Annotated in this window: 25 protein-coding genes; 6 read left to right on the top strand and 19 right to left on the bottom strand. The window is 68.4% G+C overall.

All coding sequences use genetic code 11. The features are described from left to right. Window positions 1–25: 25 nt before the first annotated feature. From LWW96_RS08290 to lptF, 10 genes are all read right to left on the bottom strand, one after another. Entirely contained in the window at window positions 26–2,746 is a 2,721-nt protein-coding gene (locus LWW96_RS08290) for a DUF4118 domain-containing protein (protein ID WP_291485853.1), read from the bottom strand. A gap of 67 nt (window positions 2,747–2,813) precedes the next feature. Beyond that, complete coding sequence (kdpC, locus tag LWW96_RS08285; RefSeq protein ID WP_291485851.1) at window positions 2,814–3,431, bottom strand: potassium-transporting ATPase subunit KdpC; 618 nt, start codon at window positions 3,429–3,431, stop codon at window positions 2,814–2,816. Window positions 3,432–3,488: 57 nt separating this feature from the next. Then, complete coding sequence (kdpB, locus tag LWW96_RS08280) at window positions 3,489–5,570, bottom strand: potassium-transporting ATPase subunit KdpB (protein ID WP_291485849.1); 2,082 nt, start codon at window positions 5,568–5,570, stop codon at window positions 3,489–3,491. Window positions 5,571–5,591: 21 nt separating this feature from the next. Then, window positions 5,592–7,385 (bottom strand): potassium-transporting ATPase subunit KdpA, encoded by a 1,794-nt coding sequence (kdpA, locus tag LWW96_RS08275; protein ID WP_291485847.1) that lies wholly within the window; start codon window positions 7,383–7,385, stop codon window positions 5,592–5,594. After that, window positions 7,382–7,462 (bottom strand): K(+)-transporting ATPase subunit F, encoded by an 81-nt coding sequence (gene kdpF, locus LWW96_RS08270; RefSeq protein ID WP_291486002.1) that lies wholly within the window; start codon window positions 7,460–7,462, stop codon window positions 7,382–7,384. The genes kdpA and kdpF overlap by 4 nt, the downstream gene beginning before the upstream one ends. A gap of 336 nt (window positions 7,463–7,798) precedes the next feature. Beyond that, window positions 7,799–8,950, bottom strand: coding sequence for a pyridoxal phosphate-dependent aminotransferase (locus LWW96_RS08265; RefSeq protein WP_291485845.1), 1,152 nt, complete (start codon window positions 8,948–8,950; stop codon window positions 7,799–7,801). 47 nt (window positions 8,951–8,997) lie between these two features. After that, on the bottom strand, window positions 8,998–9,939 hold the full coding sequence (locus LWW96_RS08260) for a CysB family HTH-type transcriptional regulator (protein ID WP_291485843.1): 942 nt from the start codon (window positions 9,937–9,939) through the stop codon (window positions 8,998–9,000). 72 nt (window positions 9,940–10,011) lie between these two features. Continuing rightward, window positions 10,012–10,416 carry a CbiX/SirB N-terminal domain-containing protein gene (locus tag LWW96_RS08255; protein ID WP_291485841.1) on the bottom strand — a complete coding sequence of 135 codons (405 nt, stop codon included), beginning with the start codon at window positions 10,414–10,416 and terminating at the stop codon, window positions 10,012–10,014. Beyond that, a complete protein-coding gene (gene lptG / locus LWW96_RS08250; protein WP_291485839.1) occupies window positions 10,413–11,519 on the bottom strand; it encodes an LPS export ABC transporter permease LptG in 1,107 nt (368 codons plus the stop codon). The genes LWW96_RS08255 and lptG overlap by 4 nt, the downstream gene beginning before the upstream one ends. Then, on the bottom strand, window positions 11,516–12,619 hold the full coding sequence (gene lptF / locus LWW96_RS08245) for an LPS export ABC transporter permease LptF (protein ID WP_291485838.1): 1,104 nt from the start codon (window positions 12,617–12,619) through the stop codon (window positions 11,516–11,518). The genes lptG and lptF overlap by 4 nt, the downstream gene beginning before the upstream one ends. A 23-nt stretch (window positions 12,620–12,642) precedes the next feature. Here lptF and LWW96_RS08240 point away from each other — a divergent pair, with 23 nt between their 5' ends. From LWW96_RS08240 to LWW96_RS08225, 4 genes are all read left to right on the top strand, one after another. After that, on the top strand, window positions 12,643–14,139 hold the full coding sequence (locus LWW96_RS08240; protein WP_291485836.1) for a leucyl aminopeptidase: 1,497 nt from the start codon (window positions 12,643–12,645) through the stop codon (window positions 14,137–14,139). A gap of 17 nt (window positions 14,140–14,156) precedes the next feature. Next, window positions 14,157–14,591: a DNA polymerase III subunit chi gene (locus LWW96_RS08235; RefSeq protein ID WP_291485833.1), complete on the top strand. Its 435-nt coding sequence runs from the start codon at window positions 14,157–14,159 to the stop codon at window positions 14,589–14,591. Continuing rightward, the gene (locus tag LWW96_RS08230; protein ID WP_291485831.1) at window positions 14,591–15,181 is read left to right on the top strand and encodes a hypothetical protein; all 591 of its coding nucleotides are present in this window, start codon (window positions 14,591–14,593) and stop codon (window positions 15,179–15,181) included. Before LWW96_RS08235 ends, LWW96_RS08230 begins: the two co-directional genes overlap by 1 nt. A 130-nt stretch (window positions 15,182–15,311) precedes the next feature. Next, on the top strand, window positions 15,312–16,439 hold the full coding sequence (locus LWW96_RS08225) for a branched-chain amino acid ABC transporter substrate-binding protein (protein WP_291485829.1): 1,128 nt from the start codon (window positions 15,312–15,314) through the stop codon (window positions 16,437–16,439). A 114-nt stretch (window positions 16,440–16,553) separates the two neighbouring features. On the opposite strand, the gene LWW96_RS08220 is transcribed toward LWW96_RS08225, so the two are convergent. The 3 genes from LWW96_RS08220 to lexA form a co-directional block, all read right to left on the bottom strand. Next, on the bottom strand, window positions 16,554–17,561 hold the full coding sequence (locus tag LWW96_RS08220) for a D-2-hydroxyacid dehydrogenase family protein (RefSeq protein ID WP_291485827.1): 1,008 nt from the start codon (window positions 17,559–17,561) through the stop codon (window positions 16,554–16,556). 274 nt (window positions 17,562–17,835) lie between these two features. Further along, window positions 17,836–18,369 (bottom strand): hypothetical protein, encoded by a 534-nt coding sequence (locus LWW96_RS08215; protein ID WP_291485825.1) that lies wholly within the window; start codon window positions 18,367–18,369, stop codon window positions 17,836–17,838. A 172-nt stretch (window positions 18,370–18,541) separates the two neighbouring features. Further along, window positions 18,542–19,216 (bottom strand): transcriptional repressor LexA, encoded by a 675-nt coding sequence (lexA, locus tag LWW96_RS08210; protein WP_291485823.1) that lies wholly within the window; start codon window positions 19,214–19,216, stop codon window positions 18,542–18,544. 89 nt (window positions 19,217–19,305) lie between these two features. On the opposite strand from lexA, the gene LWW96_RS08205 reads away from it, so the two are divergent. Next, window positions 19,306–20,265 carry an asparaginase gene (locus tag LWW96_RS08205; RefSeq protein ID WP_291485821.1) on the top strand — a complete coding sequence of 320 codons (960 nt, stop codon included), beginning with the start codon at window positions 19,306–19,308 and terminating at the stop codon, window positions 20,263–20,265. A gap of 92 nt (window positions 20,266–20,357) precedes the next feature. Here the strand turns inward: LWW96_RS08205 and adk are convergent, their stop codons facing one another. The 6 genes from adk to LWW96_RS08175 all read right to left on the bottom strand — a co-directional run bounded on the left by adk (window position 20,358) and on the right by LWW96_RS08175 (window position 24,546). Next, complete coding sequence (gene adk / locus LWW96_RS08200) at window positions 20,358–21,014, bottom strand: adenylate kinase (protein ID WP_291485819.1); 657 nt, start codon at window positions 21,012–21,014, stop codon at window positions 20,358–20,360. Between the two features lie 208 nt (window positions 21,015–21,222). Next, entirely contained in the window at window positions 21,223–22,044 is an 822-nt protein-coding gene (kdsB, locus tag LWW96_RS08195; RefSeq protein WP_291485817.1) for a 3-deoxy-manno-octulosonate cytidylyltransferase, read from the bottom strand. Further along, on the bottom strand, window positions 22,041–22,223 hold the full coding sequence (locus LWW96_RS08190) for a Trm112 family protein (RefSeq protein ID WP_291485815.1): 183 nt from the start codon (window positions 22,221–22,223) through the stop codon (window positions 22,041–22,043). Before LWW96_RS08190 ends, kdsB begins: the two co-directional genes overlap by 4 nt. 75 nt (window positions 22,224–22,298) lie before the next feature. Beyond that, entirely contained in the window at window positions 22,299–23,366 is a 1,068-nt protein-coding gene (lpxK, locus tag LWW96_RS08185) for a tetraacyldisaccharide 4'-kinase (protein WP_291485814.1), read from the bottom strand. Window positions 23,367–23,432: 66 nt separating this feature from the next. Further along, entirely contained in the window at window positions 23,433–23,867 is a 435-nt protein-coding gene (locus tag LWW96_RS08180; RefSeq protein ID WP_291485812.1) for a biopolymer transporter ExbD, read from the bottom strand. Between the two features lie 46 nt (window positions 23,868–23,913). Further along, window positions 23,914–24,546 (bottom strand): MotA/TolQ/ExbB proton channel family protein, encoded by a 633-nt coding sequence (locus LWW96_RS08175; RefSeq protein WP_291485810.1) that lies wholly within the window; start codon window positions 24,544–24,546, stop codon window positions 23,914–23,916. Between the two features lie 351 nt (window positions 24,547–24,897). Here LWW96_RS08175 and xseA point away from each other — a divergent pair, with 351 nt between their 5' ends. Next, complete coding sequence (gene xseA, locus LWW96_RS08170) at window positions 24,898–26,223, top strand: exodeoxyribonuclease VII large subunit (protein WP_291485808.1); 1,326 nt, start codon at window positions 24,898–24,900, stop codon at window positions 26,221–26,223. The last annotated feature ends 48 nt before the right edge of the window (window positions 26,224–26,271 follow it).

The raw sequence follows: 26,271 nt of genomic DNA, 5'->3' as shown, positions 1-26,271 counted from the left end.
ATCAGGACACTCGGGCGTTCAGGTCTCAGGCGTTTGCAGGGGATGGCGGCACATCATCGCCCAGGTCGGTGGGGGGCGTGCCGCGCGGCAGCAGCACGGTAAAGCGCGCTCCGGCTGGCCGGCCCTGCGGGTCCAGCAGGGTATCGCCGCGGATGCTGCCGCCATGGGCCTGCACGATGGCGCGGCAGATGGCCAGGCCCAGCCCCACGCCGGGCGTGGCGCTTTCGCGCGCGCCGCGCTCGAACTTTTCAAACAGCAGCTCTTCGCGGCCCGAGGGCAGGCCGGGGCCTTCGTCGCTCACGGCCAGGGCCACGGTGTCGCTCCGGGCCTGGGCGGCGATGTGAATGGCGGTGCCCGCGGGCGTGTACTTGGCCGCGTTCTCCAGCAGGTTGACCAGCACCCGCTCCATCAGCACGGCATCGATCTGCAGCAGGGGCAACCCGTCGGGCAGCTGCACGTCCACGCGGTGGGCGGCCAGGGCCGGGGCGCAGGCCGCCAGGGCGCTGCCCACCACTTCCTCCAGCGGCAGCCAGGCCTTGTTGAGCTGCACGGCCCCGGCCTCCAGCCGCGCCATGTCCAGCAGGTTGTTGACCAGGGCGCTCATGCGCCGCGCCGACTGCCCGATGGAGGCCGCCAGCGCCTGCTGCGGCGCGGGCAGCGGCGGCTGCACCAGGGCCAGCGATTCGGCCAGGCCCACCAGCGAGGCCAGCGGCGTGCGCAAATCGTGCGAGATGGCTGACAGCAGCGAGTTGCGCAGGCGCTCGGACTCGATCTGCACGGTGCTCTTTTGCGCCACATCGATGTAGTGGATGCGCTCCAGCGAGATGGCGAGCAGCGAGGCGCAGGTCTGCAGCAGGCGGCGCTGCTCCACCCCCGGCGGCCGGCCGGGCGGCAGCGCCACCACCAGCACGCCGCGGGTGCGCATGGGGGCCTTGAGCGGCAGCACCAGCGTGGGGCTGGAGTGCAGCGTGTCGGTGCCGCGGCCGGCGGGCTCGCCGCGTTCAAAGGCCCATTGGGCCACGGCCATGTCCACCGGGGCACCGCCGCCGGGCAGCGTTTGCAGGCGGTTGTCGTCGCCCGCCACCACCAGCGTGCTGCCGGCGCTGAACTCGCCCGTGATGAAGCGCGCGCCGATCTCCGCCACCTGCTCGGGCAGCAACGCGGCCGAGAGGTCGCGCGCCATGTCGTACAGGCCGCGCACGCGGTGCTCACGGTCGGTGGCGGCCTCGGCCTGCACCTTGAGGCCGGCGGTGAGCTGCCCCACCACCAGGGCCACGACCAGCATCACGGCGAAGGTGACGAGGTACTGCGCATCGCTCACCGCAAACGTGAAATGCGGCGGCACGAAGAAAAAGTCAAAGAACCCCACGCCCAGAAAGGCGGCCAGGATGGCCGGCCCGCGCCCGTACTTGAGGGCCACGCCCACCACCACCAGCAGGAACAGCATGACGATGTTGGTGAGCTCCAGCACGCTGGCCAGCGGCGTGGCCAGCACGGCGGCCACGCAGCAGGCCAGCGCTGCGGCGATGTAGCCGGGCCAGAACGGAGCGCGCGGCGCGGGTGCCGGGGCTTGGCTGCCCGGGCTGCCGGCCTGCGAGGGCACGGCGCCCACCTGGAGCAGGTCCAGGTCGTCGGCGCGCCGGCCGATCTGATCGGCCAGGGTGTCTTGCCAGGGCCAGCGCCGGGCGCCGCGTCCCATCACCACGCGCACCAGGTTGTGCTCGCGCGCATAGCGCACCAGGGCCTGGGCGGGCTGCGGCGCGGGCAGCACGGCGCAGGCGGCCGCGCCCAGCTGCTGCGCCAGCTTCAGGGTGCGCTCCACCTGGGGGAGCAGGCTGGCGGACCGGCCCGCCTGCTCGGGCGTTTCCACATGCACGGCGTGCCAGGGCAGGCCCAGCTGCGCGGCCAGACGGGCGCAGCTGCGCACCACCTTTTCGGCGTTGTCGCCGGGGCCCACGCAGGCCAGCAGGGCTTCACGGTTGGGCCACACGGCCGAGGGCGCGGTGCTGCTGGCGCGGCGGTAGGCGCGCATCTCGCCGTCCACCCGGTCGGCCGTGCGGCGCAGGGCCAGCTCGCGCAGGGCCAGCAGATTGCCCTTGCGGAAAAAGTTGGCGGCGGCGCGCTCGGCCTGCTGGGGCAGGTAGACCTTGCCGGCTTTCATGCGCGCCAGCAGCTCGTCGGGCGGCAGGTCCACCACCACCACTTCGTCGGCGGTGTCAAAAAAATGGTCGGGCACCGTCTCCCACACGCGAATGCCGGTAATGCCGCTCACCACGTCGTTCAGGCTCTCCAGGTGCTGCACGTTCAGGGTGGACCACACGTCGACGCCCGCGGCCAGCAGCTCTTCGGCGTCCTGCCAGCGCTTGGGGTGGCGCGAGCCCGGCACGTTGCTGTGGGCCAGCTCGTCCAGCAGCACCAGGCCCCCGGGGTGCTCCGCGCCCCAGGCCAGGGCGGCGTCCAGGTCGAACTCGGGCAGGGTGCGGTCCTTGTAGGGCAGGGCGCGCAGCGGCAGGCGGGGCAGGTGGGTGGTCAGCGCTTCGGTGTCGGTGCGGCCGTGTGTCTCGACCACGCCGATGGTGACCGGCGTGCCTTGCGCCAGCGCCGCGGCGGCGGCTGACAGCATGGCAAAAGTCTTGCCCACGCCCGCGCTGGCGCCAAAGAAGACCTTGAGCCGGCCCCGGCGGGCCTGGGCTTCTTCGGTTTGCAGGCGCTGCAGCAGCGCGTCGGGGTCGGGGCGGTCCTGCATGGCCACAGTGTAGTCGCAAAATTTGAATCAAAAAGGCCTCTGGCGCTTGCGTATCAAGCGCAGGCAGCTATTGTTTTGGTAGCGATTCCAGCGCCAGGTTCAAGGCCAGCACGTTCACGCGCGGCTCGCCCAGCCAGCCCAGCCAGGGGCTTTCGGTGTGCTGCTGTACCAGGGCTTGCACCTGCGTAAGCGGCAGGCCCCGGGCGCGGGCCACGCGGGGCGCCTGGTAGGCCGCGGCGGCCGGGCTGATGTGTGGGTCGAGCCCGCTGGCGGATGCAGTGACCAGGTCCACCGGCACGGGCTGTAGGTTGCCCGGGTCGGCGGCGCGCAGGGCCGCGATGCGGGCCTGGACGACTTGCGCCAGCGCCGGGTGGGTGGGCCCCAGGTTGGAGCCGCCCGAGGCTGCAGCGTTGTAGGGCATGGGCGCCGTGGCCGAGGGGCGGCCCCAGAAGTGGCCGGGCTCCGTGAACGACTGGCCGATGAGCTGGGAGCCCACCGCCGTGCCGTCCCGCGTGATGAGGCTGCCGTTGGCCTGGTGCGGGAAGACGGTCTGCGCCACGCCCGTGACGGCCAGCGGATACAGCAGGCCGGTGACGAGGGACAGCACGACAAAGAGCGTGAGGGCCGGACGCAGCAGGCCGCTTGTACTCGCGGGCAGGTCGTCGCGGGGAATGAGAATGGGCATACGGTTTCCTTTCTGTGGTTCGGTGCGCGGGCAATCGGGCAATCGGGCAACCGGTCCTCAAGTGAGGTGGGCCGCCGCCAGCACCATGTCAATCAGCTTGATGCCGATGAACGGCACCACCATGCCCCCCAGCCCGTAGATGGCCAGGTTGCGGCGCAGCAGCGCGGCGGCGCCCACGGCGCGGTAGGCCACGCCCGTCAAGGCCAGCGGGATCAGGAAGACGATGATCAGCGCGTTGAACACCACGGCCGACAGGATGGCCGACGAGGGGCTGGCCAGGTGCATGAAGTTCAGCGCCGACAGCTGCGGGTACGTGGTGACGAACGCTGCCGGGATGATGGCGAAGTACTTGGCAATGTCGTTGGCGATGCTGAAGGTGGTGAGCGAGCCGCGCGTCATCAGCATCTGCTTGCCGGTCTCCACGATCTCGATGAGCTTGGTGGGGTTGCTGTCCAGGTCCACCATGTTGCCGGCCTCCTTGGCGGCCTGGGTGCCGGTGTTCATGGCCACGGCCACGTCGGCCTGGGCGAGGGCGGGGGCGTCGTTGGTGCCGTCGCCCGTCATCGCCACCAGCTGGCCGGCGGCCTGGTAGCTGCGGATGAGCTGCAGTTTCGCCTCGGGCGTGGCCTCGGCCAGGAAGTCGTCCACACCCGCCTCGGCGGCGATGGCGGCGGCTGTCAGGCGGTTATCGCCCGTCACCATCACGGTCTTGATGCCCATGCGGCGCAGCTCGGCAAAGCGCTCCTTGATGCCGCCTTTGACCACGTCTTTCAGCTCCACCACGCCCAGCACGCGGGGGCCATCGGCCACCACCAGCGGCGTGCTGCCGCGGCGCGAGACATCGTCCACCGCCGTCTGCACCGCCGTGGGAAAGCGCCCGCCCAGCGCCTCCACATGGCGGCGGATGGCGTCGGCTGCGCCCTTGCGCAGCTGGCGCGGCGCTTGGCTGCCCGTGCCTTGCAGGTCCACCCCGCTCATGCGGGTTTGCGCGGTGAAGTGCACGAACTGCGCCCCCAGGGCTGCAATGTCCCGCTCGCGCAGGTTGAATTTCTGCTTGGCCAGCACCACGATGCTGCGGCCCTCGGGCGTTTCGTCGGCCAGCGACGCCAACTGGGCGGCGTCGGCCAGGTCGGCATCGCTCACGCCCGGTGCGGGCACGAACTGGCTGGCTTGCCGGTTGCCCAGGGTGATGGTGCCGGTCTTGTCCAGCAGCAGCACGTCCACATCGCCCGCAGCTTCCACGGCGCGGCCCGAGGTCGCAATCACATTGGCCTGCATCATGCGGCTCATGCCCGCCACGCCAATGGCACTCAGCAGGCCGGCTATTGTTGTGGGAATCAGGCACACCAGCAGGGCCACCAGAACCACCAGGCTCACCGGCTCGCCCGCGCCGCTGGCCTGCACGCTGAAGAGCGAGAAGGGCAGCAGCGTGACCACCACGCCCAGGAACACGATGGTGAGCGCCACCAGCAAGATGGTCAGCGCGATCTCGTTGGGCGTCTTGTGGCGCTTGGCGTTCTCGACCATGGCGATCATGCGGTCCACAAAGGTCTCGCCAGGGTTCACGGCCACGCGCACCACGATCCAGTCCGACAGCACGCGGGTGCCGCCGGTGACGGCCGAGAAGTCGCCGCCGGACTCGCGGATCACCGGGGCGGATTCGCCCGTGATGGCGCTTTCGTCCACCGAGGCCACGCCGTCGATCACCTCGCCATCGGCGGGAATGGTGTCGCCCGCCTCCACCAGAACGACGTCGCCCTTGCGCAGGTGGGCGGCCTCCAGGGGCAGCCAGGTCATTGCCGTGCGCGGGGTGGTGCGGTCAAACTCGCCGTCCAGCTTCTTCGCCCAGGTTTGCTTCTTGAGGCCGCGCAGCGAGGCCGCCTGGGCCTTGCTGCGGCCTTCGGCCATGGCTTCGGCAAAGTTGGCGAACAGCACGGTGAACCACAGCCACAAAGCGACTGCGGCGGTGAAGCCCTCGGGTTTGGCGGCCGCCAGCGCAGTGGTGAAGGCACTGCCCACATACACCACGAACATCACCGGGTTGCGCCATTGCACGCGCGGGTCTAGCTTCTTGAACGCCTCCAGCAACGCGGGGCGCGCCAGGGCGGGATCGAACAGGGTCAAGGTTTTGCGAGTCATCACAATCTCCGTGCCATTTCTTTAGCGTGTGGTCAGCACCAGTTGCTCAACCACCGGGCCCAGCGCCAGCGCGGGCACATAGTTCAGCAAGCCCACCAGCAGCACCACGCCCGCCAGCAGCGCCACAAACAGCGGGCCGTGCGTGGGCAAGGTGCCGTCGGTGGCGGTGGCGCGCTTCTTGGTGGCCAGGGACCCGGCCATGGCCAGCACCGGCACGATCACGCCAAAGCGGCCCAGCCCCATGGCCACGGCCAGCAGCAGGTTGTAGAACGGGGTGTTGGCGGACAGCCCGGCAAAGGCGCTGCCGTTGTTGTTGGCGGCGGAGGACAGCGCATACAGCACCTCGCTGAACCCGTGGGCACCGGGGTTGGCCAGGCCCGCGCGGCCTGCGTCGCTCATCACCGCCACGGCCGTGCCCAGCAGCACCAGCAACGGCGTGACGAGGATGGCGATGGACACGAGCTTCATCTCGTGCGTCTCGATCTTCTTGCCCAGGTATTCGGGCGTGCGGCCAATCATCAGCCCGGCAATGAACACAGCCAGGATGGCGAACACCAGCATGCCGTACAGGCCAGAACCCACGCCGCCAAACACCACCTCGCCCATCTGCATCAGCACCATGGGCACCATGCCGCCCAGGGGGGTGAAGCTGTCGTGCATCGCGATCACCGCGCCGCAGCTGGCCGCCGTGGTGATCACGGCGAACAGGGCCGAGGTGGCGATGCCAAAGCGCGTTTCCTTGCCTTCCATGTTGCCGCCCGCCTGCAAGGCGCTGGCAGCCTGGTCCACGCCCAGCGAGGCCAGCAGCGGGTTGCCCTGCTGCTCAAAGGTGGTGGCCGCCACGACGGCCACCACGAAGAGCAGGCTCATCGTCGCCAGAATCGTCCAGCCCTGGCGCTCGTCGCCCACCATGCGGCCGAACACCAGGCACAGGGCGGCAGGGATCGCAAAGATCGCCAGCATTTGCAGCAGGTTGCTGGCGGCCGAGGGGTTCTCGAACGGGTGGGCCGAGTTGGCGTTGAAGAAGCCGCCGCCATTGGTGCCCAGCATCTTGATGGCCAGCTGCGAGGCGACGGGCCCCATGGCCAGGGTCTGGGTGGTTTGCGTGGCGGGCTCGGTGACCGGGGCGCCCTGGGCATCCAGCACCGGCTGGCCCGCGCCATCAAGCCGGGGCGCGTCGTAGTGCACGGGCTCCAGCGTCTGCACTGGCGTGTAGGGCGACAGGTTCTGGATCACGCCCTGGCCTGCAAACACCACGGCCAGCACCAGCGACAGGGGCAGCAGCACCCACAGCGTGGCGCGGGTCAGGTCGGCCCACACATTGCCGATGCTTTGTGCGGAATGCCGCGCAAACCCGCGCACCAGCGCGATGACGACGACCAGGCCCGTGGCGGCCGACAGGAAGTTCTGCACCGTGAGCGCCAGCATCTGCGTGAGGTAGCTCATGGTGCTTTCCCCGCCATAGCCCTGCCAGTTGGTATTGGTGACAAAGCTGACAGCGGTGTTGAAGGCCGAATCGGGCGCCACGGCAGGCAGGCCCTGTGGGTTGAGCGGCAGCACGGCCTGCCAGCGCTGCAGCGCATACACGGCCAGCACGCCCAGGCCGTTGAACACCAGCAGGCCCAGCGCGTAGCGCCGCCAGCCGGTTTCCTCGTCAGGCCGCACGCCTGCCAGCTTGAACAGCGGGCCTTCCAGCCGCCGCCCGAGGGCAAAGCGGCCCGCCATCACGGCGTCGATATAGCGCGCCAGCGGCCAGGCCAGCGCCAGCAGCAGTGCCATGAACACCGCCAGTTGCAGCCAGGCGGTGGTGCTCATGAGAAGTCCTCCGGCCGCAGCAACGCTGCGACCAAGTACACGAGCAGGCCGGCGGCGAGAACAGCCGCCAGGATCATCCAGCCGCTGCTCATGACCGGCCCCCTTCGCTGCGTGCCTGCAGCAGCGCGAGGCGCTTGGCTACACCGTTGGCGGTGGGCAGCGCGCCGCCCGTTCCTCTGAAAACCCAGTCCATGTGCATCTCCTTGAGACATGGACCGATGCTAGGAATGTGCGCATCAAGATGCGCGCAAGAGGTGGGGGCGGGGTATCAAGAAGGCATCAAGAACGTCGTCAGAACGGCGCTGCCACCGCGCTGCGGCGGTGGGCAATGCATCAAATTTGATAGCTGCCAGCGCTTGCTGCATCAGCGCTGGAGGCCAATTTTGCTTAAAAAATCGGGTCCAGCGACCGTGTCACAGCTTGCGCAGCCGCTCCAGCGCCGCCCGCAGGGTTTCGTCCTTCTTGGCGAAGCAGAACCGCACCACGCGCTGGTCAAAGCCATCGGCGTAGAAGGCCGACAGCGGGATGGCGGCCACGCCCACTTCGCGGGTGAGCCATTGGCAGAAATCGGATTCGCTCAGGTCGCTCACGGCCGAGATGTCCACGCACTGGAAGTAGCTGCCGGTGCTGGGCAGCAGCTTCAGGCGCGAATCCTTCAGGCCCTCGCGGAACAGGTCGCGCTTGGCCTGGTAGAAGGCGGGCAGCTGCAAATAGGGCGCAGGGTCTTGCAGGTAGGCCGCCAGGCCGTGCTGCATGGGCGTGTTGACGGTGAACACGTTGAACTGGTGCACCTTGCGGAACTCGGCCGTCAGGGCCGCGGGCGCGGCCACCGTGCCGACCTTCCAGCCCGTGACGTGGAAGGTCTTGCCAAAGCTGGAGACGATGAACGCCCGCTCGGCCAGGCCGGGGAAGCGCGCGGCGCTCTGGTGCTCGGCACCATCGAACACCATGTGCTCGTACACCTCGTCGCTGATGAGCAGGATGTGGGTGGGCGCGAGCAGGGCTTCGAGCTGGCGCATCTCTTCGGCCGTCCAGATGGTGGCGCTGGGATTGTGCGGGCTGTTGATGATGAGGGCACGCGTGCGCGGCGTGATGGCCGCGCTGATCTTGGCGAAGTCGGGGCGGAAGGTGCCGGGCGTGAGCGGCACGCGCACGGCCTTGCCGCCGGCCAGGTCGATGTTGGGCACGTAGCTGTCGTAGCAGGGGTCGAGCACGATCACTTCGTCGCCCGGGTGCACGATGGCCAGGATGGCGGTGATGATGGCCTGCGTGGCCCCGGCGGTGATGGTGATTTCGGTGCCAGGGTTGTAGGCGCGGCCGTGCAGCGCCTCGATCTTGCGGGCCACGGCCTCGCGCAGCACGGGCACGCCGGGCATGGGTGGGTACTGGTTGTGGCCGGCCTGCATGGCCCGGGTGACGGCGTTCACCAGTTCGGGCGCACATTCAAAGTCCGGGAAGCCCTGGCCCAGGTTCACGGCCTGGTGCTCGGTGGCCAGGGCCGACATGACGGTGAAGATCGTGGTGCCGACGGTGGGCAGCTTGCTGGGGAAGGTCGGGGTGGTCATGGCAAGGAGGAGAAAGACGCGTTGTTCATCAGAGCTCGGTGATCCGGCTACAGCTCGTAATCATTCACATGGCCCGTCATCGCGCGGGCGATCAGCTCGCGGCTCAGGCGGTCGCTGAGCAGTTCGGCAAAACGGTACACAAAGTTGCGCAGGTAGGCACCGCGCTTGAAGGCGACCCGCGCCACGCTCTGGCCGAAGAGGTGGCCCACCGGGCGCACGGCCAAGTCGCCCACGGGGTCGTCGCGCATGGCCATCTCGGCCACGATCCCGATGCCCAGGCCCAGGCGCACGTAGGTCTTGATCACGTCCGAGTCGATGGCCTCCAGCACGATGCGCGGCTGCAGTTTGCGCGCCGCAAAGGCGTGGTCGATCTTGCCGCGGCCGGTGAAGGACGGGTGGTAGGTGATGAGCGACTCGTGCGCCAGGTCGTCCAGGCCGATGCGCTCCTTCTGCGCCAGCGGGTGGTCGTTGGGCACCACCAGCACGTGCTGCCATTCATAGCAGGGCAGGGTGACCAGATCGGGGTAGTCGGCCAGGGACTCGGTCGCCATGCCGATCTCGGCCACTTCGTCGATCACCATGCGGGCCACCTCGTGCGGGGTGGCCTGGTGCAGGCTGATGTTGACCTTGGGATAGGCCTCGCGCAGGCGGGCCACGGGCACGGGCAGCACGTAGCGGGCCTGCGTGTGGGTGGTGGCGATGCTGAGGGTGCCGCTGTCCTGCGCGCTGAACTGCTCGCCGATCCGCTTGAGGTTGCCCACCTCGCGCATGATGACCTCGATGCTCTTGAGCACATGCTGGCCGGGTTCGGTGATGCGCTTGAGGCGCTTGCCGTGCCGGGCAAAGATGTCCACGCCCAGCTCTTCTTCCAGTTCGATGATGGCCTTGGACACCCCCGGCTGCGAGGTGTGGAGGGCCTTGGCGGCCTCGGTGAGGTTGAGGTTGCGCCGCGCGGCCTCTTGCACAAAGCGGAACTGATGCAGATTCATATCTGATATCGCCTAAAGAATTGCATCATTATGCTGCAATCGTCTAAGTGAATCAGGCGGGCGCCACGACTTTTAGCTGGGCGGCAACTCGCAGGCAATCTCGGCCATCAAGGCGGTGATGCGCGGGTCTTCGCCCACGGCGGGCTGGACGTGCAGGCGAACGGCAGGGTGCGCGGCGCGCAATTGCTCCACCAGCACCGGCAGGTCGGCCCGCGCATGTTTGCCCGTGCCCAGGAACATGGGCACCACGGTGACGCCGGCGGCGCCTTGCTGCACCAGCTGATCGACGGCCTGGGGCAGGGAAGGCTCGCTGAGTTCCAGATAGGCGCACACCACCGGGCGCTCGGGGTGCTGCGCGGCAATGCGGGCCGCCACGGCCTCGATGGGCGCGCGCCACAGCGGATCGCGGGAGCCGTGGGAGAACAGCACCACGGCCTGTTGCGCCTTGGGCGCCAGGGAAGGGGCAGCACCGGTCATCGCCGCAGCACCAGCCAGCCAAACGCCGCCAGCGACAGCAATGAATAGATCAGCCCCGGCGCCGCCGCCGTGAGCATGGGCGACCAGTTTTGCAGGTTGCCGGCATAGCCGAACACGTTGTTCAGCAGGAAGAAACTGATGCCCGCCATCACGCCGCCAAACACATACCCCGCAATGCCGCCCGAGCGGAAATGCAGGTAGGCAAAGGGCAGGGCCAGCACCACCATCACCAGGCAGGACAGCGGGTAGAACACCTTGCGCCAGAACTCGATCTCGTAGCGCTGGGCGGACTGCCCGTTGGCATCCAGGTGGCGGATGTACTGGAAGAGGTCGATGGTGGCCATGCGGTCGGGCTTGAGCAGCGAGGCCGCCACCATGTCCGCGCTGATGCGGGTCGGCCATTCAAAGGTGGGGGCGTCCAGGCGCTCCACCCGGGCCTCGTCGGCCCCCCGCTGTTCAAACCGGCTGCGCTGCACCTGCTCCAGCGTCCAGGCTCCCTCCCGTCCAAAATGGCCCGACGCCGCACGCGTCTGCGACGCCAGGCGGCCCTTGGCATCGAACTCGAAGATGCGCACGTCCACCATGCCGCCCTGGGCCGTGAGTGCGCGCACGTTCACGGCATACGACCGGTCCTCCTGGCGTTCCTTGAGCCAGGCGCCGGTGGCACCCGTGGTCAGGCGCCCCAGGTAGCGGGTCTTCACCAGCTGGGCGGCGCGGTCGGCCAGCGGCGCCACATAGTCGCCCACGGCGAATGTCAGCAGCACAAAGAAGCCCCCCAGCGTCACCAGCGTTCGCAGTGCGCGCCAGGGACCCAGGCCGCTGGTGCGCATGATGGTGAATTCCGAACTCTGGGCCAGCCGCGCCATCACGAAGATGGTGCCGATGAGCACGGTGATGGGCAGCAGCTCGTACAGGTGGCTGGGCACGCTCAGCGCCACAAACAGCAGCGCGTGGGACAACTGGTATCCCCCGGGCCCGGAGCTGCCCACCCAGCGCAGTTCGTCCACCAGGTCGAAAAAGAAGAACAGGGCCAAAAAGCCCGCGGTGACAAAGGCGACCGCGAACAGGGCTTCGCGGTGGATGAGGCGGCGCAGGGTTTTCATGCGGTTCCCCCGGCGCTGCGCGCGGTCCACAGCCGCCGCAGCGACCACTGGTTGTGCCGAATGCCCAGCACCGCCAGCGAGGCCAGCAGCATGCCGCCGTGCAGCAGCACCATGAATGGGGTCAGCCCCAGGCGGCCTGCACCCACCCAGCTCTGTCCGAGGGTCATCAGGTTGTAGTAGACGACGAAGGCGAACAGCGCAAACACCAGACTGGTGCTGCGCGCCGCGCGCGGGTTGACGCTGGCCACGGCCAGGCCCAGCACCACGAAATTGACGGCGGCCAGCGCCAGCCCCAGGCGCCATCCCAGTTCGGCGCGGTAGGCCGGCAGCGGCTGCATCATCAGCTCATGGGTCGGCCGCATCTTTGCGGACGCTTCTTCGGCCGAGCCTGCGGCCGCCGAGCCGATGCGCGTGCCGTACTCGGAGAACTCGCTGATCTTGACGCCCGGCCGAGCGCGCGATGTCTCCAGGCGCTGGCCGTCGGTCAGCAGGGCCATGCGCTCGCCGTTGCGCGTCTCCAGCCGCGCGCTGCGCGCGGAAGTGACGGATTCCTTGTCGCCATCGGTGGCGGCAATGAAGATGTTGTTGCCGACCTGCGTGTCCGGGCTGTCCTTGTCAATGAAGAACACCCGGCTGCCGTTGGAGGACTCCTGGAACTCCCCCGGGGCGATGCGGTCGATGTCGCTGCGCTGCTCGTAGCGGGTCTTGAGCTCCTGCACCTGCGAATTGGCCCAGGGCCACACCAGCAGGGACAGCACAGCGATCACCACCATGACCGGCCACGCAAACCGCAGCAGCGGCCGCAGCAGGGAGACCAGCCCCCGCCCGCTGGCAAACCAGATGACCATTTCGCTGTCGCGGTACATGCGCGACAGCGTGCCGACCACGGCGATGAACAGGCTCAGGCTGAGAATGGTGGGCAACTGCCCCAGCACGGTAAAGCCCATGACCAGCATCACGTCGGACGGACTCACGCTGCCCCGCGACGCCTGGCCCAGCGTGCGGATGAGCATCATGGTCATCACCACCGTGACCAGCACCACCAGCGTCGCGCCGAAGCTGCGCGCCAGCTCCTTGCGAATGGATGAATCGAATAACATTGGCTCGAAGGAAAACACTGATTATGAACTTTGATCTCAAGACCCTTGACCTTGCTGCCGCAGCGTCGGAGAAATGCGACCTGCTGGTCGTCCTGCTGCCCGAAGGCTTCAAGCCGGGCAAGGACGCGCTGTCCGTCCTGGCGGCCCTGGCGCTCAAGAACGGAGATCTCCTGACCAAAGCGGGCAAGCATCTGCAGCTGTACCAGGCGCCCGCCATCGCCGCGCGCCGGGTGGTGCTGGTGGGGCAGGGCGACGGTTCGGCGCGTGCCACCCGTCAGGCCGTGCAGGCCGTGGCTGGTGCGCTGAAGGCGCCGCAGACCAAGCGGGCCGTGCTGTGCTTTGCCGCAGAACCCGCGGCCGGCGCGGTCAGTGCCGCCGTGCTAGCCGTGGCCGACGCCAGCTACGTGTACACCGCCACCAAGACCAAGGTCGAGGCCCGCAGCCTGGGCCGCTGCGTGGTGGGCGTGCCCGGGGCAACGGCGGTGCGCACCGATTTCGACACGGGCGTGGCCCTGGTGGCCGGCGTGGAGTTTGCCCGCGAATGGGGCAACCGCCCCGCCAACCACGCCACCCCCACCTTGCTGGCCAATGCGGCCAAGACGCTGGCCAAGCTGCCCGGCATCCAGTGCAAGATCCACGGCCCTGCCGAGGTTGCGCGCCTGGGCATGGGGGCGTTCCTGGCCGTGGCGCGTGGTTCCGAAGAACCGCTGCGCTTCATCGAGCTGCGCTACAACGGCGCCAGCAAGGACCAGGCGCCCGTGGTGCTGGTGGGCAAGGGCATCACGTTCGACACGGGCGGCATTTCCATCAAGCCCGCGGCCGAGATGGACGAGATGAAGTTCGACATGGGCGGTGCCGCGAGCGTGCTGGGCACGTTCCGCGCGCTGGCGGAACTGCAACCGGCAATCAACGTGGTAGGGCTGGTGCCGGCCTGCGAGAACATGCCCGACGGCCGCGCGGTCAAGCCGGGCGACGTGGTCACCAGCATGAGCGGCCAGACCGTTGAAATCCTGAACACCGACGCCGAGGGCCGGCTGGTGCTGTGCGATGCGCTGACCTATGCGGCGCGGTTCAAGCCGGCCGCCGTGGTGGACATTGCCACGCTGACCGGCGCCTGCGTGATTGCGCTGGGCGGCGTGCGCAGCGGCCTCTTTGCCAACAATGAGGCGCTGGCCTCGGCCTTGCACCAGGCGGGCGAGGCGGCGCAGGACCCGTGCTGGCGGATGCCGCTGGATGATGAGTATGCGGACGGCCTCAAGAGCAATTTTGCGGACATGGGCAACGTGGCCGGCCGCGCCGGGGGCTCCATCACCGCGGCCAAGTTTTTGCAGAAGTTCGTGGGCGAGCTTCCATGGGCGCACCTGGACATCGCCGGCACGGCCTGGAAGGGCGGAGCCGCCAAGGGGGCCACGGGCCGGCCGGTGGGCTTGCTGGTGCATTACCTGCTCGAGCAGTCGCGCGCCTTGCCGGCGGCCAAGGCCGCAACGCCCCGGCGTACGGCCCGGGCCCGCGCGGCCTGACTGCGGGCGATGCGCCGATGACCGAGGTGGCCTTCCACTTCAATGCGCCGGACAAGCTGGCGTATGCCTGCCGCTTTGCGCGCAAAGTGCAGCGCAGCGGAAGCCGGCTGGTGATTGCGGCGCCGCCGCAGGCGCTGGCTGCGCTGGACCGGATGCTCTGGAACCTGGGGCCGCAGGATTTCGTGGCGCACTGCACGCAGGATGCGGACGAGAGCCTGCTGCGGGTGTCGCCGGTGGTGCTGGCGGTCGAACCAGCGGCCGCCCCGCACCAGGACGTGCTGCTGAACCTGCACGCCGAGGTCCCGCAGGGGTTTGAGCGCTTTGAACGGGTGGTGGAAGTGGTCAGCGCGCAGGACGAGGCGGACCGCAGCGGCGCGCGGGTGCGCTGGCGCTTCTATGCATCGCAGGGCTACGCCATCGTCCGCCATGACCTTGTACTGAAAGCAGGCTGATGGCTTCTCTTCCCCCCAGGACACCGCCGCGCTTCGTCCCCACGCTCACCGAAGTGGTGCAGGTGCCCGCATCCACGCCCCTGCAAGCCCCCGTCGCTCCGGCGGTACGCACCACGGTCGTGCCTCCTGCTGCAGCGGGTGCGGCCCGTGGGGGCGCGGATGCCGCCGCGCCGACAGCGCTGGGGCGCCCGCCGCTGCCCAGCGCCCGCCCACCCGCGGTGATGGTGCCGCGCCCGGCGGCCCCGGGTCCCGCCCAGGTGCCGGCGCCAAGGCCGGCCGCAGCGCCCGTGCCCTTGGCCGCGCAGCCTGCCGCTACGGCTGCTACCACTGCCGCGAAGACCGTTCGGCCCGTGCCGCACCGGCCATTGCCCGAAGGCATGGAGGAGTACATGGTGCACCGCGTGATGCAGCGCGTGGACGTTGTTCTGGATCAACGTTTGCGCGAAGCCATCGCCACGGTGGTGCAAGAACAGACACGATCCGTGCTGCCGCGCCTGCGTGAAGAAATCGAATCCGTGGTGCGGCATGCTGTGTACGAAGCGGTGGCGGACGAACTGGCCAGCGGCACGTCTTCTGCGCCGAGGGGATGACAGGGTATTCCCTTGTGGTTTCTCTCGCGCTTTATCGTGTTCCCTAATGATCTGGCCCGTAAATTGCGATATGTTCGCCTGCGTTGAGACACAAGAACATTCTCAGCGTTTATCTTTACTGGAGATTGATATGCAATTGAAGTTGAAACTGACCGTGGTTGCCGCTATCGCGGCTGTTGCCGGTGTGGCCTCTGCACAAGAGCAGGTGGTCAAGATCGGCCACGTGGCTCCGGTTTCCGGCGCCCAAGCTCACTACGGCAAGGACAACGAAAACGGCGCCCGCATGGCCATTGAAGAGCTGAACGCTCAGGGCGTCACCATCGGTGGCAAGAAGATCAAGTTCGAACTGGTCGCAGAAGACGACGCTGCCGATCCCAAGCAAGGCACCGCCGCTGCACAGAAACTGTGCGACGCCAAGGTTGCAGGCGTGGTGGGCCACCTCAACTCCGGTACTACCATCCCTGCTTCCAAGGTCTACAACGACTGCGGCATCCCCCACGTCACGGGCGCGGCAACCAACCCCAACCTGACCAAGCCCGGCTACAAGACCACCTTCCGCATCATCGCCAACGACAACGCCCTGGGCGCTGGCCTGGCGTTCTACGCTGCCGACACGCTGAAGCTCAAGACTGTCGCCATCGTGGACGACCGTACGGCTTACGGCCAAGGCGTTGCCGCCGTGTTCAAGAAGGTCGCTGCCGAGAAGGGCATGAAGGTGGTGGACGAGCAGTTCACGACCGACAAGGCCACCGACTTCATGGCCATTCTGACGGCCATCAAGTCCAAGAACCCCGATGCCATCTTCTACGGCGGCATGGACCCCCAAGCCGGCCCGATGCTGCGCCAGATGGAACAGCTGGGCATGGGCAACGTGAAGTATTTCGGTGGCGACGGCGTGTGCACGTCTGAAATCGCCAAGCTGGCTGCCGGCGCCAAGACCCTGGAAAACGTGGTCTGCGCGGAAGGCGGCTCTTCGCTGGCCAAGATGCCTGGCGGCACGGCCTGGAAGGCCAAGTACGACGCCAAGTACCCCGGCCAGTTCCAGGTGTACAGCCCCTACACCTACGACGCCACGTTCCTGCTGGTGGACGCCATGAAGCGTGCCAACTCGGTGGATCCCAAGGTCTACACGCCTGAGCTGGCCAAGGCCAACTTCAAGGGCGTGACTTCCACGATCGCCTTCGAACCCAACGGCGAAATGAAGAACCCCGCGATCACGCTGTACGTCTACAAGGACGGCAAGAAGACGCCCCTGTAATTGGAGCGAACCCGGCACGGCAGCGGCTGGGTTCAGCCCCTGCCGGCTTGTGTCCAATAAGGCTTCCCGAGGGAAGCCTTATTCTTTTTTGCGGCCAGAACAACCGCAAGAGGTTCAGCGCCGCACCTGCAAAGCGCCAGGGTTCACGATATTGGTGGGCGTGCCTTTGATGAAATTCACCACGTTATCGAAAGCCGCACCAAAATAAAGCTCGTAACTGTCTTGCTCCACATAACCGATATGGGGCGTACAAATGCAGTTTTCGAGCCGCAGCAGCGCATGGCCTTGCAGGATGGGCTCGCTTTCAAACACATCCACGGCCGCCATTCCGGGGCGGCCGCGGTTCAGCGCCGCGATGAGCGCATCGGGCTCAATCAGCTCTGCCCGGGAGGTATTGACCAGCAGCGACGTGGGCTTCATGCACGACAGGTCTTCCAGCGAGACAATGCCGCGCGTTTCGTCGTTCAGGCGCAGGTGCAGCGAAATCACGTCGCATTGCGAGAAGAATTCCTCGCGCGTGGCCGCGGCCTGGTAGCCGTCCGTCAAGGCTTGTGCCCGGGAGGCCTCGCGGCCCCAGACGCGCACATTCATCCCGAAGGCCCGGCCGTAGCCGGCTACCAGCTGGCCGATGCGCCCGTAGCCCCAGATGCCCAGTGTCTTGCCGCGCAGCACGTTGCCCAGGCCGAAATTGGGCGGCATGGATGCTGCCTTCAGCCCGGACTGCTGCCAGGCACCGTGCTTGAGGTTGGCAATGTACTGCGGAAGCCTGCGCATCGCGGCCATCACCAAGGCCCAGGTCAGTTCCGCCGGAGCCACGGGCGAACCGATGCCCTCCGCCACGGCAATCCCGCGCTCGGTGCAGGCCGCCACGTCGACATGGCTGCCCACCTTGCCTGTCTGGGCAATGAGCTTGAGGCGCGGGAGTTTTTCGACCAGCTGCCGGGTGATCTGGGTGCGCTCACGCACCAGCACGATGATGTCCGCGTCCTTCAAACGCACCGAAAGCTGGCCCAGACCCTTGACCGTGTTGGTGTAGACCTTGGCGGTGTAAGCATCGAGCCGTGCGGCGCAGTGGAGCTTGCGGACTGCGTCCTGGTAGTCGTCGAGAATCACGATGTTCATCCCGACATTGTGCCTTGGCAAAACGCCCCGCCTAACGCCGGCGCAGGCTGCAGGGCCCGGTTGCAGCGGTGTTTTGGTGACAGGGTGTCAGGCGATGCTGTGCATTGGCCCCGGCCCTGCGGGCCTCACGGCCGTCGTGCCCCGCTGGCCGCTTGGCTTCTGTTGCGGGGTCACCGTCAGCGGCGCGCGGCAGGCCAGGAAGAAAGGCAAAGGCACGCCGCGAGGATGCCACGCACGGGGGGCGGCCTGCATGCAGCCGCGCAGAGCAGGGGTGTCAGGAGGCCTGCAATGCCGCTTCCAGCGCCACCATGCGGTCCAGTTCGGCACAGACATCGGCCATTCGGCCGGCAATCACCAGCCTGCCTGGGGCGCCTGTGCCGTGCGGACCCTTGCGCACCACCCGCAGCGTCCCGCCCGCCGTGTTGCCTTTGCTGGTCGTGTTGCCCTTGGGCCACCGGCCGCGCACGGTGGTGGCGGAACGGGCCTGGGAGGGCGCAGTGGTCCAGGAAGCGGCCTGCGGAGGGGCAGACGCTGGCCCGGGCGCAGGTCGCGACGCGGGAGGATTCACCGTGAAGGGCCAGTTGCCGCGCAAGGGCCGCTGCGTGGCGGGCTCTGGCGGGCGGGGGCGGGTCGTGGCTGCAGGGCTGTCCTGACCGGTCGCGGGGGCCGCCGAAGGCTCGGCAGCGGCGGTGCGGGCTGCATCGGCCATGGCGCCTGCTGACGGGTATGCAGCAGAACGCAGCCAGGTGGCCAACACGCGCAAGGGCGCCAGGATCGCGGTGCAAGAGGGTGAGGCAATGGTTCCCATGTGAAAGCTCCGAAGGTCGGGGATTGAACACAGGCAGGATTGCGAGACGAACCCGCGCCCCAGGGCTGGCCTGCCAGCTTTCATTGCCGGAAGACCCAACGCCCGCCACCTGGGGTGCAGTAAAAAAGAGGGCAGGGCTGAACGCAACCAGCGCGGCGTTCGCCCGCGGCCGCTACATCAGCATGGTGTTGCGGATAAGACCTACGGCCAGGCCTTCGATCTCGAAAGGCTCGCCCGGCTGGACCACGATCACCGGGTAATCGGGGTTTTCGGGCAGCAGCTCGATGGAGCTGGCGGTGCGCCGCAGCCGCTTGACGGTGACGTCGTCTCCCAGCCGGGCCACGATGATCTGGCCGTTGCGCGCGTCGCGGGTGGACTGCACCGCCAGGAGGTCTCCGTCCATGATGCCGGCATCGCGCATAGACATGCCGCGCACCTTGAGCAGGTAATCCGGCTTGTGCTGGAACAGGCTGTTTTCCACACTGTAGGTCTGATCGACGTGTTCCTGCGCGAGAATCGGCGAGCCTGCGGCAACACGGCCCACCAGCGGCAGCACCAGCTGGGACAGGCCCGGAATGGGCAGGTGGAACTGGGTGCCCCGGGCCGCATTGATGGACCGCACCGTCTCGCTGCGCAAGCGGATGCCGCGCGAAGTGCCGCTGACCAGTTCGATCACGCCTTTGCGCGCCAGGGCCTGCAAGTGCTCTTCGGCAGCATTGGCGGACTTGAAGCCCAGCTCTGCGGCAATTTCGGCGCGGGTCGGCGGCGCCCCGGTGCGGGCGATGGCGGTCTGGATGAGATCCAGAATCTGCTGTTGGCGGGCGGTCAGTTTGGGGCTGTCGAGCATGGTGGTTCCCGTTGAAGACGGCGGCAAGGAAGGCCAACTGTTTTTTAATCCAGTAACTGTATTTTTCACCAGTTTTTCGGAGCGCGCAAGTGAGTGAGCAAAAAATCGTGGTTTTGGGCACGGGCGGGACGATCGCCGGCACCTCGGCCCAGGCCGGCGACAACATTGGCTATACGGCAGCCCAGGTCGGCGTCGGGCAGCTGCTGGCCGCCGTGCCGGGCTTGCAGGCTGCGGCGCGAGGGGCGCTGTGGGCGGAGCAGGTGGCCCAGATCGACAGCAAGGACATGGACGCCGCGGTGTGGCTGGCGCTGGCGCAGCGCTGCGCGCAGCATCTGGCGCAGCCGGACGTGCGCGGCGTGGTGGTCACCCATGGCACCGACACGCTGGAGGAGACCGCGTGGTTCCTGCACGAGGTGCTGCCGTCCGCCGCCAAGCCCGTGGTGCTGACCTGCGCCATGCGCCCGGCCACGGCGCTGGCGCCGGACGGCCCCCAGAACCTGCTGGATGCGGTGGCCGTTGCGGCGGCCGAGGGTGCCCGCGGCGTGCTGGCCGTGGCGTCCGGCAAGATCTACGGTGCCCGGGACGTCCAGAAGGTGCACCCTTATCGCGTCGATGCCTTCCATGCGGGCGAGGCGGGGCCGCTAGGCTGGGTGGAGGAGGGCCGGGTGCGCTTGGCGCAGGATTGGCCGCCCGCGGCCGACCTGCCTGCGCAAGGCGCTATTGAAAGCATAGCGCCTGCTGCACTGTGGCCGCGCGTGGAAATCGTGGTCAGCCATGCGGGTGCGTCTGGTGCGCTGGTGAACGCGCTGGTGCGCGACGGGGTGGACGGGTTGGTGGTGGCCTGCACGGGCAACGGCACGGTGCACCGCGACCTGGAGGCCGCGCTGCTGCAGGCACAGAGCCGCGGCGTGCGGGTGGTTCGGTCCACCCGCTGCGCCGAAGGGCGCGTGCTGCCCAAGCCGGGCGATGCGCTGCCCGATTCGCAGGGGCTTTCGCCGGTCAAGGCCCGCATCTCCCTGGTGCTGGACCTGCTGCGCCAGCGGGGTTGAACGCTCCAGCAAAACGGCCTGCACGTGGGCAGGCCGTCTTGTGGGGCCACCCGGCCCGGCGCAGGCGGGCGGGTGCCAGGGTGTTCGGGCAATCAGCTGGCCAGAGCCTGCAAGGCGCGGGCGGTGATCTCTTCCACGCTGCCGGTGCCGCTGATGGCACGGTACTTCGGGGCGGCGGCCGGGTCGGCCTTGGCCCAGCTGCTGTAGTAGTCCACCAGGGGACGGGTCTGGTCGCTGTACACCTGCAGGCGCTTCTTGACGGTTTCTTCCTTGTCGTCCTCGCGCTGGATCAGGTCTTCGCCGGTCACGTCGTCCTTGCCTTCCACCTTGGGCGGATTGAACTTGACGTGGTAGGTGCGGCCGCTGGCGGGGTGCGAGCGGCGGCCGCTCATGCGTTCAATGATGGCCTCGAACGGCACGTCGATTTCCAGCACATAGTCGAGCTTGACGCCCGCGGCCTTCATGGCGTCGGCTTGCGGAATGGTGCGGGGAAAACCGTCGAACAGGAATCCGTTGGCGCAATCCGCCTGGGCGATGCGTTCCTTCACCAGGCCGATGATGATGTCGTCGCTGACCAGGGCGCCCGAGTCCATCACAGCCTTGGCCTGCAGGCCGAGGGGGGTGCCGGCCTTGACGGCGGCGCGCAGCATGTCACCCGTGGAGATTTGCGGGATGCCGTACTTCTGGCAGATGAACGTGGCTTGCGTGCCCTTTCCGGCGCCAGGCGCGCCCAACAGAATCAGTCTCATGGAGGTCCTCGAAGGTTAGAAATCGTTGGCGCCGCTGGCGGGGACGCTGCTACCCCGCCTGGTTGCGGTGCTGCGCCCGGATGCGATGCTCTCGTTGCGGTCGAGGATAGCATGCGACCACCCCGTCCAGACTTACACCCCGGCCCGGGTTTCCCTGGGGCCGCGGGGCGCTGCCAGGGGGCCCGGCGGGGCCGCGCCACCGGGCCGCTCAGGCCAGCAGGCGGCGCACGCGTTCCAGGTCTTGGGGCGTGTCCACGCCCGGGCCGGGGGCATGCTCGGTCACATGCACGGCGATGCGGTGGCCGTGCCACAGCGCCCGCAGCTGCTCCAGGGCCTCCAGCACCTCGGTCGGGGCAGGCGCCAGGGCCGGAAAGGCGCGCAGAAACGCAGCGCGGTAGCTGTAGATGCCCACATGCCGCAACGGCGCGAACCCGGCCAGGCCCGCCACGCCGGGCGCGGCGGCTTGCTGCCGGCCGCCCTCCCACCAGGCCACGCCGGCGTGGTCGCGCGCAAACGGAATGGGGGCGCGGCTGAAATAGTGGGCGAAGCCCTGCGCATCCCGCACGACCTTCACCACATTGGGGTTGTTGTAGTCGTCCAGCGATCCGACGGGGTGGGCAGCCGTCCCCATGCTGGCGCCGGGACGCGCCGGCAGCAGGCCGGCCACGGCATCGATCAGGGCGGGGTCGATCAGCGGTTCATCGCCTTGCACGTTGACCACCACGTCGTCCCCGTCCAGGCCCAGCTGCACGCAGGCCTCGGCCAGGCGGTCGCTGCCGCTGGCGTGGTCGGCACGGGTCAGGATGGCTTCGACGCCGTGGCCTGCGCAGGCCTGCTGGATGCGGGGCGCGTCCGTGGCCACCACCACACGGGTGGCGGCACTGGCGGCCGCGCGCTGCGCCACCCGCACCACCATGGGCAGGCCGGCAATGTCGGCCAGCGGCTTGTCGGGCAGGCGGCTCGATGCCAGGCGTGCCGGAATCAGCACGGTGAAGCGGTGGCGCGGCGGTGCGTCCGCGGTACGGCTCACTGCTCCAGCTCCTCGTCGGTCAGCGGCCGGGCCTCGTTTTCCAGCAGGATGGGAATCCCGTCGCGCACGGGGTAGGCCAGCCGGGCGCTGCGGGAGACAAGTTCCTGCGCCTCGCGGTTGTAGGTCAGGGGGCCTTTGGTGACGGGGCAGACCAGCAGTTCAAGCAGTTTGGGGTCCATGGCGGTGAGAGCGCTTTCAGAGAAGGGTTCGGCAGGCTGCGGGGATGATAGCGGCCTGCCACGGGTGGCTGCCGTTCAAGGGGGGCCGTGCACGCGGACCCGGGGCTGTGGCGCCAGGGCCGCCAGGCGGGCGTCCAGCGCCGCAAAGAAGGCCGGGTCGATGTGCAGCTGCAAGGGGACGGCCAGCGCCTCCGGAAACCGGGGCCAGAGCTTGACGGCGTCTTTTTCGGTGCAAATCAGCGTGTAGCGCCCGTCAGTTGAACGCTGCCAGCTATCAAAATCATAGTGGTCCGGCAGGGCTTCGGCCTGTTCGAGCGCAAGCCCCTGGGCGCGCAGCATGCCAAAGAAGTCGCCGGGCCGCGCAATGGCCGCCACGGCATGCACGGGCTGGCCTTGCAGCGCGCTCAGCGGCACCTGGCTGCCGTTGCGGCGCACCGCGTGCGGCGCAAGGCCTCGCTGCAGGGCAAAGGCGCGCAGGGGCGGGCGGAGGCCGGGCGCCGCCCCCTGCGGGGAGAGAACCCAGTCCACGGCACGGGGCCAGGGCTCGCGCAGCGGGCCCGCCGGAAGCAGGAAGCCGTTGCCGACGCCTTCGTCGTTGAAGACGCAGATTTCCAGGTCGCGCGCCAGGGCCAGGTGCTGCAGGCCGTCGTCGCACACCAGCACATCGGTCTGGGGATGGGCGGCCAGCAGGGCCCGGGCTGCGTCCAGGCGGCGGGGGGCCACAAAGACGGGCACCTGGCTGCTGCGGGCGATCAGCAGGGGTTCGTCGCCCACGGACTGAGCCGGGCTGTCGGGCGCCACGGCGCGGCAGTCGTGCGTGCTACGGCCGTAGCCGCGGGAGATGACGCCGGGGCGCAGACCCCGGCTTTGCAGGTGGCGCACCAGCGCCAGGGTAACGGGGGTTTTGCCGGCGCCGCCAGCGACCACGTTGCCCACCACGATGACGGGGCGCCCCGGGTGGCCGGACGGGAGCAGGCCGGCTGCGTAGAGCCCGCGGCGCAGCGCCACCAGCGCCCGGTATGGCAGCGACAGCGGCCACAGCAGCCAGGCGCCCAGCCCCCGCGTCTGCCACAGCGCCCGCAACCGGGCGCCGGCGTGCGCGGTGCCCTGGCGGGAAGTCGGCGGTGCCCCGGTGGCAGGCATGTGATGCGTCGGCCGTCGTGAAGGGCCACCGCCCCAAGGGGCTGCGAGGCCGGGTAGCTGGCCCGGTCAGCCGCCCGCGGCGCGCGAAGACGCCGAGGACTGGGTGGCAAAGGTGATCTGCGTGAGCCCGACGCGCCGCGCGGCTTCCATCACGGAGATGACCGACTGGTGCGGCGCCATGGCATCGGCGCTGATGATGACCACGCTGCCCGTACCCGCGCCGGCGGCGGCGCGCAGGGCCTGCGCGATGGCATCGACGTTCTTGCCGTCCACGCTGGTCTTGTTGATGGCGTAGCGCCCGTCCGCGGCCACGGACACGATGATTTCCTTCGGGTGGTCGCGCTGCTGCTCGGCATCGGCCACGGGCAGGGTCAGCTGCAGTTCGGTGAACTTGCTGTATGTGGTGGTCAGCATCAGGAAGATGAGGATGACCAGCAGCACGTCGATGAACGGGATCAGGTTGATCTCGGGCTCTTCCTTGGCGCGGGGGCGGAAGTTCATGTCAGCGGTCCCAGGGGCGGCTCGCGGTGGCGGCGTTGCAAACGGCTCACTTCCTGCGCACGCGCAGGAGGTGGCGGACAAACTGCTCGGACGCCAGTTCCAGCGCCAGCAGGTAGGCGTCGACCCGGGCGCGGAAGTAGCGCCAGAAGATCAGGGTGGGGATGGCGACGATCAGGCCGAACGCCGTGTTGTACAGCGCCACCGAGATCCCGTGCGCCAGCTGAGCGGGGTTGCCGCCACCCACGCCGCCGGTGCCGGACTGCGAGCCGAAGATCTCGATCATGCCGATCACGGTGCCCAGCAGGCCCAGCAGTGGCGCCGCCGAGGCAATGGTGGCCAGCGCCGCCAGGTACTTCTCCAGCCGGTGGGCCACCGTGCGGCCGGTGCCTTCCATGGCCGAGCGCAGGTCGGCCTCGGTGCATTGGGGGTTGCTGTTGAGGGTGCGCAGGCCGCTGGCCAGCACCTCACCCAGGGCAGAGTTCTGGGCCAGCTGGTTCACCACATCGGGCGTGGGCAGGGCCTTGGAGGAGACGGTGATCGCTTCGTCCAGCAGCTTCGGGGGCGCGACGCGGGCGGTCTTGAGGGCCACGAAGCGTTCAAAAATCAGCGCCAATCCCAGGACGGAACACGCGACCAGGGGCCAGATCGGCCAGCCTGCGGCTTGTATGATGGACAGCAAATCTCTCTCCGCACAGATGAAGCAACGGGCGATTATGACCCAGCTTGCCACCGGGTCTTGGTGTTGCGCGTTGCGGTGGCTCAGCCGCCGGTGCGCTTTTCGTCTCACCCACAAAAACTGTGGATAACTTTGTGGGAAACCCGGATCTGAACCCCGGCAAAGCGGCGCCACGCCGTGGTTGCAACAGATTGATGAAAAATTGCGCAGTGAAAAATCCTTTGAAATCAACAAGTTGCACGTACGTGCTGGGTTTGCCGGCGATTGCCACGGCGCACCTCGCCACAGCCCCCGCACGCCAGTTTCTGTGGAGTACTTCGCAGCGGCGCCCGGCGCCAAGGCCCGCCAAATCTCATGGTTGACCGTCCAAACCCCGCAGCGGCGCCGCGCATCTGGGAAGTTGGCGCGCTGTGCCGCGCCATTGCTGATGCGCTGGAGGCGCGGTTCAATCCTGTCGCGGTGCGCGGCGAGATCACGGGCTTCTCGCGCGCGTCCAGCGGGCATTGCTATTTCTCGGTCAAGGACGCCACCGGGCAGTTGCGTTGCGCCATGTTCCGGCGGGCGGCCAGCCTGCTGGACTTTTCGCCGCGGGACGGCGAACTGGTGGAGTTGCGCGGGCGCCTGGGCGTGTACGAGGCGCGGGGCGACCTGCAGTTCATCGTGGAGAGCATGCAGCGCGCGGGGCAGGGCGCGCTGTTCGAGCAGTTCCTGCGGCTGAAGGCCCAGCTGGAGGCCGAGGGGCTGTTCGACAGCGGGCGCAAGCGTCCGCTGCCCCTGCAGCCCCGCGGCATCGGCCTGGTCACCTCGCTGGGCGCTGCCGCGCTGCACGACGTCGTCACGGCGCTGCGCCGGCGGGTGCCCCACATCCCGGTGGTGCTGGCGCCAGCGCAGGTGCAAGGGGCTGCGGCGCCGGCATCGCTGGTGGCAGCGCTATCAAAACTGTATCGGCTGGCGCAGGGTGGGCCAGCGCTGGAGGCAGATTTGCCTGCAAGTCCGCCCATCGACGTCATTCTGCTGGTGCGCGGCGGAGGGTCCATCGAGGACCTGTGGGCCTTCAACGACGAGCAACTGGCGCGCACCATCGTGCAAAGCCCGGTGCCGCTGGTGTGCGGCGTGGGGCATGAAACCGATTTTTCCATTGCCGACTTCTGTGCCGACCTGCGCGCCCCCACCCCCACGGCCGCGGCCGAGCTGGTGGCTCAGCCGCGGGACGTGTGGCTGGGCGCGCTGGGCTTGCTGTCCGACCGGCTGGGCGATGCCGTGCAGCGCCAGCTGGACCTGCGCCACCAGCGGCTCGACCAGGCGGCCGCGCGCCTGGGCCGGCCTTCGGGGCTGGTGGGACGCCAGCAGGTGCAACTGGCCCGCCTGGCCCAGCAGATGCAGCACGGGGCGCTATTGAAATTGGAGCGCCTTGCGCAATCCCAGAAAGCGCTGGAGGCCAATTTGACTCAAAAAATCGACCAGGCCCTGTCGCTGCAACGGGAGCGGCTGGACCGCGCCGCCCTCCGGCTGGACCTGCTGGACCCCCGGCTGGTGCTGCAGCGCGGCTACGCGCTGCTGACCGACACGCAGGGCGGGGCGGTGTCCAGCGTGCGCCAGGCCCACCCCGGCGATGCACTGCGGGCCCTGCTGGCAGATGGCGTGGTGGATGTGACGGTGGAGCAACCCCGCCTGCTGTAGGCCCTGCACGGGCCTCATCGCCCAGGCGCTAGGCCCGTGCGCACTGCT

It is taken from the genome of Acidovorax sp. (assembly GCF_021287135.1).
Classification (GTDB): domain Bacteria; phylum Pseudomonadota; class Gammaproteobacteria; order Burkholderiales; family Burkholderiaceae_C; genus Acidovorax.
This window is presented reverse-complemented; position numbering and strand designations above follow the sequence as displayed.